Raw genomic sequence first — 13,202 nt, 5'->3', positions numbered from 1 at the left:
GCAGTGAACCTCCCCCACGACCGGGTACCACGGATCCGTGGCCTCGCCGCCCGGATCGCCGCCGGTGCCGTCGCCGTCGCCTGCTCACTCGCCACCGTCGCGTCCCCGGCCCGGGCCGCCGACGAGTCGCTCACCGTCACCTTCTCCGCCTCCCTGGGCACGCCCACCTACCGGGGATCCGGCTGGATCTACGGGATGACGGAGAACGGCCAGAACCCACCGGACAGCTTCTTCCGGGACGTGAAGTTCCGGGCCATGCGTGCCGGCGGCGCGCAACTGCCCGGCCAGGGCTGGGTCGGCGGCGGGTACGACCGCCGGTGGAACGCCACCGTCGCCCAGGCGCGACGCACCGCCGCGTTGGGCGGCACGTTCGTGCTGCTCGACCACGACCTGTGGGGCGCCGACGGCGCCTCGATCAGCCGCTACCCCGGCGACAACGGCGACTGGAGCGACTACGACCGCTTCCTGGACCGGCTCTTCTCCGACGTGCGCTCGGCGGGCATCACCGTGCAGTGGGACATCTGGAACGAGCCCAACATCAGCCTCTTCTGGAACCGGCCCCAGTCGCAGTACTTCGAGATGTGGCGACGCACCTACCAACGCATCCGCGCGACGTTCCCGGGCATGCTGATCGTCGGCCCGAGCTGCGCCTGCGTGCCGTCCACCAGCGGGTGGTGGACGCAGTACCTGGACTACGTGAAGGCCAACAACGTGGTGCCGGACATCTTCAGCTGGCACTCCCTGCCCGGCGACCCGGTGGCCAACGTGGCCACCGCCAACCAGACGCTCGACTCGCGCGGCATCGCGCACCCGCGACCGCACCAGATCAACGAGTACGGCGCGTCCAACCAGCAGAACCCGGCCGGCGGGGCGTGGTACCTGGCCCGGCTGGAACGCGCCGGCGCGGACGGACTACGGGCGAACTGGGCCGGCGGGCAGAACCTGCACAACGACCTGGCCAGCCTGCTCACCCGCAACTCCGCCGGGCAGTACCAGCCCAAGGGCGAATGGTGGGCATACCAGTACTACGGCTCGATGACCGGCCAGATCGCCTCGGTCACGCCGAGCGCCTCCTACGACGCGTTCGCCACCCGCGACACCGGAGCCGCGAAGATCCTCGTCGGCGGCAACTCGACCACCGGCAACGTCACCCTCAACCTCCAACGCCTGGACGCCACCAGCGGGATCGTGGTGAACAACCAGGTCCGGGTGGTGGTCCAGAACATCCCGTACAACAACGGCGGCGCGGTGTCCGGCCCGGTCACGGTGCGCGACAGCGTGGTGAGCCTGTCGAACAACGGCACGACGGTCACCGTGTCGCACGCGAACGTCAACGACACGTCCACCGTCACGCTGCTGCCGCCCGGCGGCGGCGGGCCGACCAACCAGAACGTCCAGATCGTCGGCGGCCAGTCCGGCCGGTGCGTGGACGTGCCCGGTTCCAGCACCACCAACGGCAGCCAGGTGCAGCTCTGGGACTGCCACGGCGGTGCCAACCAGCGCTTCAGCTACACCTCGGGCAAGCAGCTGACGGTGTACGGCAACAAGTGCCTGGACGCGTCCGGCCAGGGCACCGCCAACGGCACCGCGGTGGTCGTCTGGGACTGCAACGGCCAGGCCAACCAGCAGTGGAACCTGAACGCCGACGGCTCGATCACCGGTGTGCAGTCGGGGTTGTGCCTGGACGCCAGCGCGTTCGGGACTGCCAACGGCACCAGGGTCCAGCTCTGGCAGTGCCTCAACGGCGCGAACCAACGCTGGACCCTCCGCAGCTGAGGTGTAAGGCGGGGCCCCTTCTTAACGTTTCCGGTATAGGAAGGGGCCCCGCTTGACACGTGCTCAGCTCCGGAAGCTCCACTGCTGGTTGGCGCCGCCGTTGCAGGACCAGAGGATGAGCCTGGTGCCGTTCGCGGTGCCGGCTGCGTTCGCGTCGAGGCAGAGCCCGGACTGCACACCGGTGACGGTGCCGTTGGAGTTGACGCTCCACTGCTGGTTGGCCTGGCCGTTGCAGGCCCACACGATCACGGCGGTGCCGTTGCTGGTGCCCGCCCCGTTCGCGTCCAGGCACAGATTGCCGGCCAACTGCAACTGCCGGCCCGAGGTCGCGGTCCAGAGCTGACCGGACTGCCCGGCGCAGTCCTGCAACTGCACCTGCGTACCGGAACTCTGGCTCGGTGCGGTGACGCACCGGCCGGACTGCCCCCCGACGATCTGCCGGCCGCCCGTCGGCGGTGCGCTGGTGGGCGGGGTGGTCGGCGGGTTCGTCGGGGTGGCGCCGTCGAACTGGGTGAAGAACCGCCACACCACCGCCTGGGTCCAGGACCGCTCCCCGGGCGCGAACGGGTCCGCGGTGCCGTCCACGGCGTTCGGGGCGTGCGGGCCGTCGAACGCGCCCCACGCCACCGGGTAGCCGGCCCGGCAGCCCGAGTAGTAGGTGACGACGTGCGTCAGGCTGCCCTGCGCCGGCTCGGGCGGGTTCTGCGGGGTGCAGCCGTTGTTCCGGACGAACTGGTCGCGCAACGCGCGTCCGGCCGAGATCGGCAGCGTGCCGTCCCGTAGCCCGTGGATCCCCAGGTACGCGATGGGCTGGGTACCGCCGCTGCACCCGCTGAGGTTCGCGCCCGAGTAGACCGCGACCGCGCGGAAGACGTTCGCCCGGGCGCACGCGATGGCGTAGCTCATGCCGCCGCCGTAGCTGAAGCCCATCGCGAACAGCTGCGTGGTGTCGATGCAGAGGCCCGCGGAGAACGTACGGACCATGTCGTCGACGAACGTCAGGTCCTGACCGTTCGGGTTGGCCCAGCCGTTGCCGTTGCCCTGCGGCGCCACGAAGATGGCGCTGTTGTTCGACAGCGCCCGTACCCCGTAGTAGGACCAGGGATAGCCGCTGGTCCCGCCGGAGTCGACGTCCCCCGCGGTGCCGCCGTTCCAGTGGAAGCCGAAGATCAGGCGGTACGGGCGGTTGTTGTCGTAGTTGTCGGGGATCCGCAGGATGTACGAGCGGTTCTGCCCGCCGCTGGAGATGGTGTGCGATCCGCTGGTCAACGCCGGCGCCCGGCCACAGCCGGCGGTCGCCGCCAGCGGGCCGACGCCGGCGGGAGCGGACCCGGCGGCGAGCGCGACACCGCCCATGGCGAGGACCAGCCCCGCCACCGAAGCGACGACGCCGACGACGAGCCGAGGTCTCGGCATGGCGTACTCCTTCCGTCGAGAGTCAAGCGGGGCCCCCTCCTATACCGGAGGCGTTAAGCGGGGGCCCCGCCTTGCACCTCAGCTGCGGGTGCTCCACTGCTGGTTGGAGCCGCCGTGGCAGTCCCAGAGGTTGATCTTCGTGCCGTTGGCGGTGCCGTAGCCGGCCGCGTCCAGGCAGCGCCCGGACTGCACGCCACTGATGGTGCCGTTCGCGTTCAGGTTCCACTGCTGGTTGGGCTGACCGTTGCAGTCCCAGATGATCACGCTGGTGCCGTTCGCGGTTCCTCGACCGTTGGCGTCGAGGCACTTGTTGCCCAGCACCTGCAACTGCTTGCCGGAGGTGTAGGTCCAGCGCTGCATGGTGCCGCCCCAGCAGTCGTACAGCTGCACCTGGGTGCCGTTGGTGGTGCTGCCGTTCGGCACGTCCAGGCACCGGCCCGAGCCGCCGCCCACCAGCTGCACGTTCTGGTATGTGCCCCCGCCGGTCCCCGGGGTGCCGATGCTGCCGGACACCGCCTGGAGCGCCCGGTACCAGACGGCCGCCATCTTGTCGTAGCCGGTGGCGGTCGGGTGGATGCCGTCGATCAGGTCGGCGGTGGTCAGCGCCGAGTGCTGGTCGACCAGGTGGACGCGCTTGCCGGCGTTCACCTTGGCCTGCACGATCCCCGGGAGGGCGTTGTTGAAGGTGCGCACCGCCGACTCCTGGCCGGCGTTGGCCAGCGGGATGATCTGCGCCACGAACACATCGGCGTTGGGCGCGGTCGCGGTGATCCGGTCGATCAGCGTGGAGAGCCGGTTCGGCGCCGTGGACACGTTGTAGTTCTGCAGGATGTCGTTGGTGCCGATGTGCAGCAGCACGGTGCGCGGCTGGTAGGTGTTCAGCCAGCCGGTGATGTTGGCGTCGATCTGGTCGATCCGCCAGCCGGGGTGGCCCTCGTGGTCGTGGTCGCCGAGGTTGCCCGGCCCGTTGAACTGGGAGCCGACCAGGTCGACCCGGTAGCCGCCGGCGGCGAGCCGCTGCCACAGCCCGATCCGGTAGCCGCCGGGGACCTGGGTGCCCTCGGTGATCGAGTCGCCGAGCGGCATCACCCGCACCCCGCCGTTGGACTCGGCCGCCGCGGGACCGGCCGGGGTCAGCACCCCGGCGACCGCCATGGCCAGCGCCGCGACCGCGGCGAGCCATCCTTTCCTGGTACGCATCAAGGCTCCTCTCAGGGGCTGGTGCAGGTGAGGGACGGGGTCGACGGCGAGCCGTTGGCCAGGAAGCCGAACGTGGTCGAGCCGGCGGCGGGCACGGAGCCGTTGTAGGACACGTTGCGGACGGTCGCCGTGGAGCCGCTGGTGCTCAGCGTGCCGCCCCAGATCTGGCTGATGCTCTGGCCGCCGGCCAGGTTCCAGCCCACCGTCCAGCCGTTGATCGCCGACGCGCCGGCCGTGACGGTCACCTCGCCCTGGAACCCGCCGGACCACGTGCTGGTGGTGCGGTAGGTCGCGGCGCAGGCGCCGCCGGTCGGGGGCGGGGTGGTCGGCGGTGCGGTGGTGGGCGGCGGGGTGGTCGGGGGCGTGGTGGTCGGTGGCGGGTCGGTCGGAGGGTTGCTGGTCCCGGAGGCGAACCGCCAGTGGTCGATGTTGAACAGCGAGCCGCTGCCGCCGGTGAACCGCAGGTAGAGGTCGTGGGTACCGGTGGCGCCGCTGACCCCGCAGGTGGTGTCGGCCCAGGTCTGCCAGCCGCCCGTGCCGGACACCCGGCAGGTGCCCACCAGGGGGCCACCGGTGCCGTCCAGGCGCAGCTCGATGGTGCCGCCGCTACCGGCCGAGGCGACCCGGGCGGTGTACGAGGTCGCACCGCTGCCGAACGCCACGCCCTTGACCTTGATGTAGTCCCCGTTGTCGATGAAGCCGACGTTCATCCCGCCGCCGCTGGCCGGTTCGGTCTCGACCCCCTGACCCCAGGCGATCGTCTCGGCCTCCTGCCGGACGTACGGGTTCAGCGTCCCGACCTGCGGGGCGCCGTTGGTGGTCATGGAGATGGTCGGGATCGAGCCGTCCGCGCCGTAGGTGAACTTCTCCACCGCCACCGATCTGGTGAAACCGCCGCCGCCGGGCAGCGCGCCGTTGTGGTAGAAGAGGTAGGAATTGCCCTTGTAGTCGACGATCCCGGGGTGGTTGGTGAAGCTGCTGCCCTGGGTGGGCATCACCGTCCCGCGGTAGGTCCACGGCCCGGTCGGGCCGGGTGCGGTCGAGTAGGCGAGGAACTCCGAGCAGCACTTCGCCGCGAACACGTTGTAGTAGAGGTTGTTGCGCTTGTAGACCCACGGCCCCTCCTCGTACAGGGTGGGCCGGTTCGCGTCCCCGGTCCGGGTCCCGAAGCCCGCCGTGGTCAGCGGGATCTGCGTCGGGCTGCCCGAGTAGGAGGTCATGTCCGCGTTCAACCTCACGTACCAGAGTCGCGGGTTACCCCAGTAGAGGTACGCCTGGCCGTCGTCGTCGATGAACACGGTCGGGTCGATCTCGCCGTTGCTCACCAGCGGGCGCCCGATGGCGTCCCGGAACGGCCCGGTCGGGCTGTCCGCGACCGCCACACCGATGCCCATCTGGCCGGTCGCCCGCACCACCATGGGTACGTACCAGTAGAACTTGCCGTTGCGGTAGACCGCCTGGCCGGCCCACGCGTCCTGCTTGGCCCAGCTGAACGTGGCGAGGCTGAGCGGCGAGCCGTGGTCGGTCCAGTTGACCATGTCGTCCGACGAGTAGACCCGCCACTCCTTCATGGTGAACCACGTCGAGTTGTCCTCGTCGTGGCCGGTGTAGAGGTAGACCCGGCCGTTGTAGACGAGCGGCGCCGGATCGGCCGTGTAGATCGTCTGCACGATCGGGTTGTCGGCCCGGGCCATCGCCGGGAACAGCCCGACCAGAGCGAGCAGCGTGACGAGCAGGGCGAGCCTGCGTCGGGCAGGTCTTCTTGATAGCGCTAACACAGCGGTCCTTTCGAGAGGGGTTCGAACGGAGGCTCAGCGGTAGCCGGCGGCCACGACGTTGGCCTGCACGGCGTTCTCGGTGGCGTCGGACGGGTAGCCGGCCACCATCGCGCCCTCGTAGAAGGTGCCGGCGCTCAGGTTGGCGCCACCGCCGGGCTTGCAGCAGTCGCCGCCGCTGCCGAGGATGATCGCGCCCTGCTTCTTCATCGGGCTGTAGCCGGGGGGCAGTGATCCGTCGTAGAGGGTGTAGAGGTTGCCGGACTGGGCGTTGCTGCCCTTGATGGCGAAGCGGGAGGTGCCGTTGTTCTTCAGGGTGGCGGTGACGAACTTGCTGGTGAAGGCGCGTTGGTTGGGGTTCCAGGTCTGGCTGCCGCCGGGGTAGAGGCCCCATTCGAGGTCGGCCTGGACCCAGGGGCCGCTGCCGGAGCAGCCGCCGAACCAGCAGCTGGTGCCGAAGTAGATCGCGTCCATCGCCCCGGCGGCGTCGGCGCTGCGGGTGGTCTCGCTGTTGCCGTAGTCGAAGCAGCAGCCGCTGTTGACGTGGGTGCCGCTGGTGACCATGTACATGCCCTCGGGGGCGCTGCCGGTGGGGACACCGGTCAGGTGGCCGTCGCGCCAGTAGCTGTTGCCGGGATTGATGTAGAGCGAGTAGGCACGAGCGCCGCCGACGGTCAACGACTCGCTGGTCGCGGTCGCGGGCCGGCTGGAGGTGGAGCCCGGGACCTGCGCCGATCCCTGGTACCACAGGTCGTTGCCGCGGCCCGACTGGTCGTAGACGGCGGTGATCACGCAGGTCGTGCCCCCGCAGAACGCGTCCTGGCCGGCGGCGTCGGCGTAGCCGCCGGCGCTCAGCACACCGATGTTGCGGGTGGTGTTGTCCGAGGAGCGGCGCACCTGGTAGAGGTTGCCGCCGTACGCCGAGAACAGCGCCCGGGTGGTGCTGTGCGCCGCCACGCACGGCGTGCCGCCGGCGGCGTAGAGGTCGCACGGCCGGCCGCCGCTGGGTGGCGGCGAGGTGGGCGGCGGGGTCGTCGGGCTCGTCGACGTGGTCCACCGCTGGTTGGCCTGTCCGTTGCAGGTCCAGAGGATGAGCTTGGTGCCGTTGGCGGTGCCGGCGGCGTTGGCGTCCAGGCACAGGCCGGACTGCTGGCCGGTGATGGTGCCGTTGGCGTTGACGGTCCACTGCTGGTTGGTCTGGCCGTTGCAGTCCCAGATGATCACGGCGGTGCCGTTGCTGGTGCCCTGGCCGTTGGCGTCCAGGCACTTGTTCCCGTACACCGTGAACTGCCTCGCCGACGTGTAGGTCCAGGTCTGCGCGGCGGCCCCGGTGCAGTCGTAGAGCTGGACCTGGGTGCCGTTGGTGGTGCTGCCGTTCGGCACGTCGACGCAGCGGCCGGACTGCACCCCCACGACGGAGCCCGGCCCGGGTGCGGCGACCGCCGACCGGGTCTGCGTGACCAGGGCGGCACCGCCGACGGCCAGAACGAGGGCCAGGGCCGCGAACGCCAGGCGTGCGGGTCTGGACCGGACGGAACGGGGACGGGGGATGGGCATGACGGCTCCTCGGATACGCAGGCTCCGAGACCTTCCGTACCGGCGCGCGGAGCCTCACGGGTGGTGATGGCCGTCGATGGAACGCTGGCGCGCGCAGGGGGGAACCACCGCCGGCGCCCGGTTCCGGCGCGAGGCCCGCACGCGTGACGATGCCGGAGCTGCCGGTGGTGGTGGCGACCGGTCATCGATGTTAGCGCGAACATCGACGCGAATAATTAGAACACATCAGCGGGGCGGCGCGCCGGTCGAGGATCGGGCAGACTTGCGCGAACCCGGCTCGGGCCGGTCCGAGCGTCCCTGGAGGAGGTGCGGTGCCCGACGCCGTGAACGTGTTCCTCGCCTGGTCCTGCATCGCCTTCGGCGTCCTGTTGGCGGCGCGGTCGATGCGGCTGCTCCGGGCGGACCGGCGGCGGGGCCGGCAGACGCGCCGCCCGGAGCCGCTCACCGCGCGCGAGGTGCTCTGGGAGGGAGGCGCGTTCGTCCTGATCGGCACCGCCAACCTGCTCGACGGCAGGTGGACGCTGCTGGTCCTGCCGGCGGTCGCGGTGATGCTGGTCCTCTGCGTACGCGTCGCCGCCCGCCTGATCAGGCAGCGGTCACGCCGGGCGGAGTGAGGGCACGCTCAGCGGGCGCGCTTCGTCGCCCGCTTGCGGGGCGGGGTCAACAGGTCGGCGATCGCGGCGATCGCGGACGGCACCACCCGGTAGTACGCCCACACGCCGCGCTTCTCCCGCTCCAGCAGCCCGGCCTCAGTGAGGATCCGCAGGTGATGGCTCACCGTCGGCTGGGAGAGCCCGAGCGGCGCGGTCAGGTCGCTCACCGACGCCTCACCCTGCGGCGCGGACTGGATCAGGCTGATCAGCCGCAGCCGAGCCGGATCGGCGAACGCCTTCAGGACCCCGGCGAGGCGCTCGGCGTCGGCGCGCTTGATCGGCTCACCGGTCAGCGGCGAGATGGACGGCATGGCGGCAGTTTTCGCAGTTCCCACGCCCCCCATAGTGGCACCGACGCCATCGATGGGACGGCAAAACCGCCAACCATCACCGAACGTGAATCTCGGTAGGATGCGGCGCGTGCCCCGACCGGTGGTCTTCGACCTCTTCCACACGCTGCTGCACGGCGCCGACGACGAGCGTGACCGGGTGGTCGGCGAGATGGCACTCGTCGTCGGGGTGGACCCGGCCGCGCTGGTCGCCGCGTACCACGCCACGTGGCGGGACCGGCTGGTCCGGTGGGACGCCGAGGAGACCGTCCGGGTGCTCGCCGGTCGCCTCGGCGGCACGCCGACCGGCGCGCAGGTGGCCCGGGCCGCCGACCGTCGACGCGCCCTGGCGCGTCGGGTGCTGGACCGGGCGCCGGCCACCGCCCTGGACGTCCTCGACGCGCTGCGCGCGGACGGGCACCCGCTGGCCCTGATCAGCAACGCCACCTCGGAGACCGCCGAGGCGTGGCCGGGCGGCCCGCTCGCCCGCCGCTTCGACGTCGCGGTCTTCTCCTGCGAGGTCGCACTGGCCAAGCCGGACCCGGCGATCTACCGCCTCGCCGCCGAGCGGCTGGGCGTCGCGCCGGGCGACTGCGTCTACGTGGGCGACGGCGCGGACGGCGAACTGGCCGGCGCGGCAGCGGTCGGCATGACCGTGCTCCGGACCACCGAGCACAACGACACCGACCCGGGCTGGGGTGGACCGGTGATCAGCGGCCTCGGCGAGCTGCCCGCCCTGCTCGGCGAGCCGGCCGGACCGTAGCTGTCACGCCGCACCGGGCTCCCTCGTCCTTGACACACAAACCAAGGAGGGGTTCATGTTCGCCGCCTACGTCACGGTCACCGTCGTCGCCTCGGTCCTCACCGGCGTCGCCGCCGTCACCTACCTGATCGGTCACGACTATCCGAAGACCCAGGCGGACATGAAGGGCGTGCCGCGGGCCTGGGTGCCGGTGTTGGGGTTGCTGCTGGCGGCGGGTTCGACGGGCCTGCTGGTCGGACTGGCCGTGCCGTGGTTGGGCGCCCTCGCCGCCGGCGGCCTGGTGCTGTACTTCGTCGGCGCGCTCGTCGCGCACCTGCGCGTCGGTTCCCGCCAACTCGTCGGAGGGGCCGTGTTCCTGCTCCTCTCGGTGGCCGCGCTGGCCACCAACCTGAGCCACCACGGATGATCAGACTCGGCGCAGCACCAGGGTCGCGAAGCCCAGCAGATCGCGGTAGCCGCGGAGCCACCGGTCCCGGTGGTCCCGCGCGACAGTGAGCGCGTCGGCGGCGTCCGGGTGGCCGGGATTGTCGAGGGCCCACTCGGTGAGCGAGCCGACCCACGACCACTCGTAGTTGTCCCACTCGGCGGCGTCGCTGACGTGCGCGTACACCGGGGTCCAGCCGGCCTGTTCGACGACGTCCACCAGGCCGGCGAGGTCGGTGTGGTCCGTCGGCTCGGCGTCGAGCGCGGTCAGCGCCGCCGGCGTCGGTGGGGCCTGCCAGAAGCCCTCGCCGAGCACGAGGATGCCGTCCGGGTGTACGTGCCGGCCGGCCGCCCGCAACGTGCCGGTGACACCGCCGAAGATGTGGGTCGACCCGACGCAGAGCACCAGGTCGTAGTCGCCGTCCGGCACGTACCCCCGGGCGTCGCGTTCGTGCAGGGTGAGCCGGTCGGCGAGGCCGCGTACCTCGGCCGCCGCGGCGGCGTGTTCGAGGGCGTACGCGCTGGTGTCCACGCCGTCCGCGTGCCCGTCCGGGTAGTGGGCGAGGGCCTGCATCGCCCAGGCCGCCTGGCCGCAGCCGAGGTCGAGGATGCGGGCCGCCGGTCGCCGATCGGCCCGGCGCAGGAGCCGGTTGACGTTCACGCCGGAGACCGGCGCGGCGATCGGATGGTGCGAGTGCGCGATGCTGCTGAGTCGTTGGCGATCCACGGGTGCCAGTGAACACCAGTGCCGCCTGGGTGGCGGGACGCAGCCGCCGCGGTGAGCGAACCAGATCAGGGTCAGCGCGCGCCGCGTCCAGGTGGGCGGCGACGTCGTCCGGAGGCGCGGGTCCGAGTAGCCGGTGGCGGTGAGTGGTTGCGCGCTCGCCTTAGCGTGACGGTAGATGGTGCTCCTCGGAAGGGCGGGCAGGCATGCAGGAGACGGTTCTGGGCGTCGCCGGTCTGGTGCTGGTCGCGGTGTCGTTGTGTTTCTCCGCCGTCCAGACGCGGGAGGTGGCGAGGCAGAGCCGGATCAACAACGGCATCGCCTCGGCCGCCGCGCTGATGGAGGTCAACAACCTGTCCCGCGCCTGGCACGACCGCCTGTTGGACAACCCGTCGCTGCGGGCGTACTTCTTCGACGGCAAGCCCTCCGCCCCGGACGACACCGACCGGCCGGCGGTGGTGACCCTCGCGGAACTGCTCGCCGACGTCCTGGAGAGCGACCTCCAGGTGGCCGCGCTGCTGCCCGACTTCCGGTCCGCCCAGTCGTGGTACCAGTGGCCGGCGCACATGCTGGAGCGGAGCCCGGTCCTGGCCGAGGTGGTGGCGGGGCAGCCCGGGTGGTGGCCGGCGCTCCACGCGCTCCAGCACTCGATCGGCGAATCCACCCCCGGGCAGGTGAGCCACCCCCTGGTCGGCGCGCCCGCGCCCCGGTCCGCGGGCGTCCGGGTCCGTCTCCCACGGGCGCGCGGCCGCACGGTCAGACGGTGATGACGACCTTCGCCCGCGCGTGCTCGCCTTCGAGGTAGCGGATCGCCTCGGGCGCCTCGCGCAGCGGATAGGTGCGGTCGACGACCGGGGTGAGGTGCCCGGCCTCGGCGTGGGCGCGCAGCGCGTCCAGGTGGTGCCGGCCGGGCGTGGTGGTGAGCACCACGACGCGCTGCCGGACGAGCGGTGCGAGCAGCCGTCCGCGTGCGATCAACCAGACCGGCCCGACGAGGCTGCCGCCGCGGTAGACACCGCCGCCGGAGAGCACCAGCGTCCCGGTGGGTGTCAGCGCCCGCCGCAGCGCGGTGAGGGTGCGGTTGCCGACCAGGTCGAACACGACGTCGTGGCGGCGCGGGTCGCGGGTGAAGTCCGCCCGGGTGTAGTCGACGACGTGATCGGCGCCGAGCGAGCGGACCAGGTCGACGTTGCGGGTGCGGCACACGGCGGTCACGGTGGCGCCGAGCGCCTTGGCCAGTTGGACGGCCAGGGTGCCGACGCCGCCGGAGGCGCCGTTGACGAGGACGCGGTGGCCGGGCTCGACCCGGCCGGCGTCGCGCAGCCCGATGAGCGCGGTCGCGCCGGCCAGCGGCAGCGCCGCCGCCTGCTGCGGCGTCAGGTTCGCCGGCCGGGGCGCGACAAGCGCCTCGGGCACGCACACGTACTCGGCGAACGCGCCGTTGGCGTCGCCGAGGTCGGCGAAGACGGCGTCGCCGGGGCGTAGCTGTCGGACGTCCGCGCCGACGGCCTCGACCCGGCCGGCGACGTCTCGGCCGCGGATGCGCGCCCGGGGCCGCGTCGGCCCCAGCGCCAACCGCGCCATCCGCGGATCACCACGCATGACGTGCCAGTCGTACGCGTTGAGCGCGGCCGCCTCGACGCGCACGAGCACCTCGTCGGGGCGGGGCGCCGGCACGGGGACCTCCGCGAGCGTGAGCGTCTCCGGTGGGCCGTAGCGGTCCTGCACGATCGCCTTCATCTTTCCTCCCAGGTGTACGCCGTACACCTATGCTGAGTGTACGGCGTACACCCGTCAAGGTGGTTAGGGTTTCCACCACCGCCACTTCGAAGACGAGGACGCGATGGCCGAGCAGGCAGATGTGCTGCGTCGAACGCCCCTGAGCAGGGACCGGGTCCTGCGCGCCGCCGTCGCGCTCGCCGACGGGGCCGGCATCGAATCGCTGAGCATGCGCAATCTCGCCCAGGATCTGGGCGTCGTGCCGATGGCGCTCTACAAGCACGTGGCCAACAAGGACGAACTGCTCGACGGCATGATCGACGTGGTGGTCGGCGAGATCGACCCGCCGGTACCCGACACCGGCTGGAAGCCGACGCTCCGGCTGCGCATCCTCGCCGCGCGGCGGATGCTGAGTCGCCACCCCTGGGCGGCGCTGGCGATCGAGTCGCGGAACACGGCCACGCCGGGCGTCCTCGCCTACCTCGACTCGATGGTCGGGGTGTTGCGGGCCGGCGGGTTCTCCACCGACCTGGCACACCACGTCATGCATGCGATGGGCAGCCGGATCCTCGGCTTCAGCCAGGAACTCTTCGACGCGTCCCGGCGCGCGGGCCGCTCCGGCGCGACCGGACCCGAGCCGGCGGCGACGTTCCCGCCGGAGGCCGCCGCCCGCTTCCCGCACCTCGCCGAGATCGCCGGGGCGGCGTCGCACGACGACGGCTCGGTGGTGGCGCCGGGCTGCGACGACCAGTTCGAGTTCGAGTTCGCGCTCGACCTGCTGCTGGACGGCATCGAACGGCTGCACCAACAGGGCTGGACGTCGGCGCGTCACCATCGCCCCGACCATGTCGTAGGCCCTGGCTAGTC

Annotated in this window: 13 protein-coding genes; 6 read left to right on the top strand and 7 right to left on the bottom strand. The window is 71.7% G+C overall.

What is annotated here, in order from left to right:
* The first annotated feature begins 3 nt into the window (after positions 1–3).
* Positions 4–1,776, top strand: a complete 1,773-nt coding sequence (locus O7598_RS20145) for a ricin-type beta-trefoil lectin domain protein (protein WP_269692877.1) — start codon at positions 4–6, stop codon at positions 1,774–1,776.
* A 63-nt stretch (positions 1,777–1,839) separates the two neighbouring features.
* On the opposite strand, the gene O7598_RS20140 is transcribed toward O7598_RS20145, so the two are convergent.
* The 4 genes from O7598_RS20140 to O7598_RS20125 form a co-directional block, all read right to left on the bottom strand.
* Complete coding sequence (locus tag O7598_RS20140; RefSeq protein WP_269692876.1) at positions 1,840–3,192, bottom strand: ricin-type beta-trefoil lectin domain protein; 1,353 nt, start codon at positions 3,190–3,192, stop codon at positions 1,840–1,842.
* A 78-nt stretch (positions 3,193–3,270) separates the two neighbouring features.
* Positions 3,271–4,392: an RICIN domain-containing protein gene (locus tag O7598_RS20135; RefSeq protein ID WP_269692875.1), complete on the bottom strand. Its 1,122-nt coding sequence runs from the start codon at positions 4,390–4,392 to the stop codon at positions 3,271–3,273.
* An 11-nt stretch (positions 4,393–4,403) separates the two neighbouring features.
* On the bottom strand, positions 4,404–6,086 hold the full coding sequence (locus tag O7598_RS20130) for a family 43 glycosylhydrolase (protein ID WP_269694914.1): 1,683 nt from the start codon (positions 6,084–6,086) through the stop codon (positions 4,404–4,406).
* 117 nt (positions 6,087–6,203) lie between these two features.
* Complete coding sequence (locus tag O7598_RS20125; protein WP_269692874.1) at positions 6,204–7,724, bottom strand: arabinofuranosidase catalytic domain-containing protein; 1,521 nt, start codon at positions 7,722–7,724, stop codon at positions 6,204–6,206.
* A 311-nt stretch (positions 7,725–8,035) separates the two neighbouring features.
* Here O7598_RS20125 and O7598_RS20120 point away from each other — a divergent pair, with 311 nt between their 5' ends.
* On the top strand, positions 8,036–8,338 hold the full coding sequence (locus O7598_RS20120; protein WP_269692873.1) for a hypothetical protein: 303 nt from the start codon (positions 8,036–8,038) through the stop codon (positions 8,336–8,338).
* Between the two features lie 8 nt (positions 8,339–8,346).
* Here O7598_RS20120 and O7598_RS20115 read toward each other — a convergent pair whose 3' ends face one another.
* Positions 8,347–8,721 (bottom strand): ArsR/SmtB family transcription factor, encoded by a 375-nt coding sequence (locus tag O7598_RS20115; protein WP_442929873.1) that lies wholly within the window; start codon positions 8,719–8,721, stop codon positions 8,347–8,349.
* Positions 8,722–8,797: 76 nt separating this feature from the next.
* Here O7598_RS20115 and O7598_RS20110 point away from each other — a divergent pair, with 76 nt between their 5' ends.
* Positions 8,798–9,469: an HAD family hydrolase gene (locus O7598_RS20110; protein ID WP_269692871.1), complete on the top strand. Its 672-nt coding sequence runs from the start codon at positions 8,798–8,800 to the stop codon at positions 9,467–9,469.
* A 55-nt stretch (positions 9,470–9,524) separates the two neighbouring features.
* A complete protein-coding gene (locus tag O7598_RS20105; protein ID WP_269692870.1) occupies positions 9,525–9,875 on the top strand; it encodes a DoxX family protein in 351 nt (116 codons plus the stop codon).
* Here the strand turns inward: O7598_RS20105 and O7598_RS20100 are convergent, their stop codons facing one another.
* Complete coding sequence (locus tag O7598_RS20100) at positions 9,876–10,619, bottom strand: SAM-dependent methyltransferase (protein ID WP_269692869.1); 744 nt, start codon at positions 10,617–10,619, stop codon at positions 9,876–9,878. It lies immediately after the preceding gene.
* Positions 10,620–10,822: 203 nt separating this feature from the next.
* On the opposite strand from O7598_RS20100, the gene O7598_RS20095 reads away from it, so the two are divergent.
* Positions 10,823–11,383 (top strand): hypothetical protein, encoded by a 561-nt coding sequence (locus tag O7598_RS20095; RefSeq protein WP_269692868.1) that lies wholly within the window; start codon positions 10,823–10,825, stop codon positions 11,381–11,383.
* On the opposite strand, the gene O7598_RS20090 is transcribed toward O7598_RS20095, so the two are convergent.
* Positions 11,373–12,356 carry an NAD(P)-dependent alcohol dehydrogenase gene (locus tag O7598_RS20090; protein ID WP_269692867.1) on the bottom strand — a complete coding sequence of 328 codons (984 nt, stop codon included), beginning with the start codon at positions 12,354–12,356 and terminating at the stop codon, positions 11,373–11,375. The genes O7598_RS20095 and O7598_RS20090 overlap by 11 nt on opposite strands.
* A 103-nt stretch (positions 12,357–12,459) precedes the next feature.
* Between O7598_RS20090 and O7598_RS20085 the strand changes: the two genes are divergently transcribed.
* On the top strand, positions 12,460–13,200 hold the full coding sequence (locus O7598_RS20085; RefSeq protein WP_269692866.1) for a TetR/AcrR family transcriptional regulator: 741 nt from the start codon (positions 12,460–12,462) through the stop codon (positions 13,198–13,200).
* Positions 13,201–13,202: the final 2 nt, after the last annotated feature.

Origin of the sequence: Micromonospora sp. WMMC241, from assembly GCF_027460165.1 — a bacterium.
GTDB lineage: Bacteria > Actinomycetota > Actinomycetes > Mycobacteriales > Micromonosporaceae > Micromonospora > Micromonospora humi.
This window is presented reverse-complemented; position numbering and strand designations above follow the sequence as displayed.

What these genes read in the sequence shown, in the direction of transcription:
- O7598_RS20130 (WP_269694914.1), bottom strand. Translation starts at nt 6,086, where the DNA reads ATGGCCCGGGCCGACAACCCGATCGTGCAGACGATCTACACGGCCGAT.
- O7598_RS20125 (WP_269692874.1), bottom strand. Translation starts at nt 7,724, where the DNA reads ATGCCCATCCCCCGTCCCCGTTCCGTCCGGTCCAGACCCGCACGCCTG.
- O7598_RS20140 (WP_269692876.1), bottom strand. Translation starts at nt 3,192, where the DNA reads ATGCCGAGACCTCGGCTCGTCGTCGGCGTCGTCGCTTCGGTGGCGGGG.
- O7598_RS20090 (WP_269692867.1), bottom strand. Translation starts at nt 12,356, where the DNA reads ATGAAGGCGATCGTGCAGGACCGCTACGGCCCACCGGAGACGCTCACG.
- O7598_RS20085 (WP_269692866.1), top strand. Translation starts at nt 12,460, where the DNA reads ATGGCCGAGCAGGCAGATGTGCTGCGTCGAACGCCCCTGAGCAGGGAC.
- O7598_RS20135 (WP_269692875.1), bottom strand. Translation starts at nt 4,392, where the DNA reads ATGCGTACCAGGAAAGGATGGCTCGCCGCGGTCGCGGCGCTGGCCATG.
- O7598_RS20105 (WP_269692870.1), top strand. Translation starts at nt 9,525, where the DNA reads ATGTTCGCCGCCTACGTCACGGTCACCGTCGTCGCCTCGGTCCTCACC.
- O7598_RS20115 (WP_442929873.1), bottom strand. Translation starts at nt 8,721, where the DNA reads ATGGGGGGCGTGGGAACTGCGAAAACTGCCGCCATGCCGTCCATCTCG.
- O7598_RS20095 (WP_269692868.1), top strand. Translation starts at nt 10,823, where the DNA reads ATGCAGGAGACGGTTCTGGGCGTCGCCGGTCTGGTGCTGGTCGCGGTG.